Consider the following 1,692-nt stretch of genomic DNA (forward strand, 5'->3'; position numbering starts at 1 on the left):
GGTGAAAGCAGACCGCGCTCCTACTTCACCAGCTCACATCCGCCTTCCGCCAGCGGACGGAACGCCTGCTCCGCCGGAATCGTCGAGACCAGCTTGTAGTAATCATACGGATATTTCGACTCCTCCGGTTTCTTCACCTCGAACAGGTACATCGGATGCACGACGCGGCCGTCCTGGCGGATGGCGGTGTCGCCGAACAGCTTGTCCTTGCCTTTGAACTTCTTCATCTCCGGCACGACCTGCTTGGCATTGTCGCTGCCGGTGGCGGCGACCGCGTTGAGATAAGCGAGCGTCGATGCGTAGACGCCGGCCTGGTTGCCGCTGGGCATCTTGCCGTTCATGCCGGGCCGCGCGGCGAACCGCTTGGCGAACGCACGGGTGTCGTCGTTCATGTCCCAGTAGAAGGCTTCCATGAGCTGGAGCCCCTGCGCGACCTTGATGCCCATGCCGTGGATGTCGTTGATGAAGAGCAGGAAGGCGACGAGCTTCTGGCCGCTCTGCTGGATGCCGAACTCGGCGGCCTGCTTCACCGCGTTGATGGTGTCGCCGCCGGCATTGGCAAGCCCGATCACCTGCGCCTTGGAGCTCTGCGCCTGCAACAGGAAGGACGCGAAATCGGAGGTGCCGAGCGGATGCTTGGACGAGCCCAGCACCTTTCCGCCGTGCGACTCGATGTATTTCTGCGCTTCCGCCTCGATGCCCTTGCCGAGCGCGTAGTCGACCGTGAGGAAGTACCAGTCCTTGCCGCCGCGCGACACCATCGCGGCTGCCGTGGTGTTGCCGGTCGCCCAGGCGTCGTTGACCCATTGGATCGTGTTCGGCGAGCAGGCCTTGCCGGTGAGATCCGAACTCGCGGTCGAGGATGCGAGGAACGTCATGCGGCTGTCGCGCAGAAGCGCGTTGATCGAGAGGCCGACGGCCGAGTTGGGCACGTCGACGATGGCGTCGACGCCTTCGACGTCGAGCCATTTGCGCGCGATGGCGTTGCCGACATCGGCCTTGTTCTGGTGATCGGCATAGACGATCTCGACCTTGATGCCTTTGCCACCGCCGTTGAAATCCTCCGCCGCCATGCGCGCGGCCTCGACCGAGCCCATGCCGTTGGTGTCCTGGAAGATGCCGGAGATGTCGTTGAGCACGCCGACTCGAACGACGTTGTCGGATATCTCGGCATTCGCGGCGCCGGTGACCAGGCTGGCGGCCAGCGCAAACGTCCACTTCAGACACTTCATCTTGTCCCTCCCTGTTTCGATTGCCGGTCTTTGCCGGCGCGTTCTAAGAAAATCAGACCTGCCGTTCGGGCAGCCTCAGCACGAGCCCATCGAGTGCGGGCGTGATCTTGATCTGGCAGGACAGCCGGCTGTTCGGCCGCCGCTCGGCGGCGGTGCCGTCGAGCAGCGCGTCCTCGTCATCCGCCATATCGGGCAGGCGCGTGAGCCAGCTCTCGTCGACATAGACGTGGCACGTGGCGCACATGGCATTGCCGCCGCATTCGGCCAGAATGCCGTCGAGGCCGTGGCGGGTCGCCGCCTGCATGGCACTCTCGCCGTCGCCGGTCTCGACGCGGTCTCCGACAAAGACGGGGCCGTCGGCCTGGAGCCTGCGCCGGGCATCCCTGAGTTCGGCTATCGCATCGCCCCGCAGATCCGTCACCAGCCCTGCAGGCGCGGGTCCGACGGCAGGCGCCTGCGC

The 1,692-nt window shown here is 65.0% G+C and carries 2 protein-coding genes; both read right to left on the minus strand.

Annotated features, from left to right (window positions below; genetic code table 11):
• Nucleotides 1-20: 20 nt before the first annotated feature.
• Nucleotides 21-1,232: an ABC transporter substrate-binding protein gene (locus JHD07_RS39265; RefSeq protein ID WP_291631987.1), complete on the minus strand. Its 1,212-nt coding sequence runs from the start codon at nt 1,230-1,232 to the stop codon at nt 21-23.
• 52 nt (nt 1,233-1,284) lie between these two features.
• Nucleotides 1,285-1,629, minus strand: a complete 345-nt coding sequence (locus tag JHD07_RS39270; RefSeq protein ID WP_291631989.1) for a 2Fe-2S iron-sulfur cluster-binding protein — start codon at nt 1,627-1,629, stop codon at nt 1,285-1,287.
• Nucleotides 1,630-1,692: the final 63 nt, after the last annotated feature.

The organism is Bradyrhizobium sp., assembly GCF_016462955.1.
GTDB lineage: Bacteria > Pseudomonadota > Alphaproteobacteria > Rhizobiales > Xanthobacteraceae > Bradyrhizobium.

Coding starts and splice junctions, on each gene's coding strand:
- JHD07_RS39265 (WP_291631987.1), bottom strand. CDS start 1,232: ATGAAGTGTCTGAAGTGGACGTTTGCGCTGGCCGCCAGCCTGGTCACC.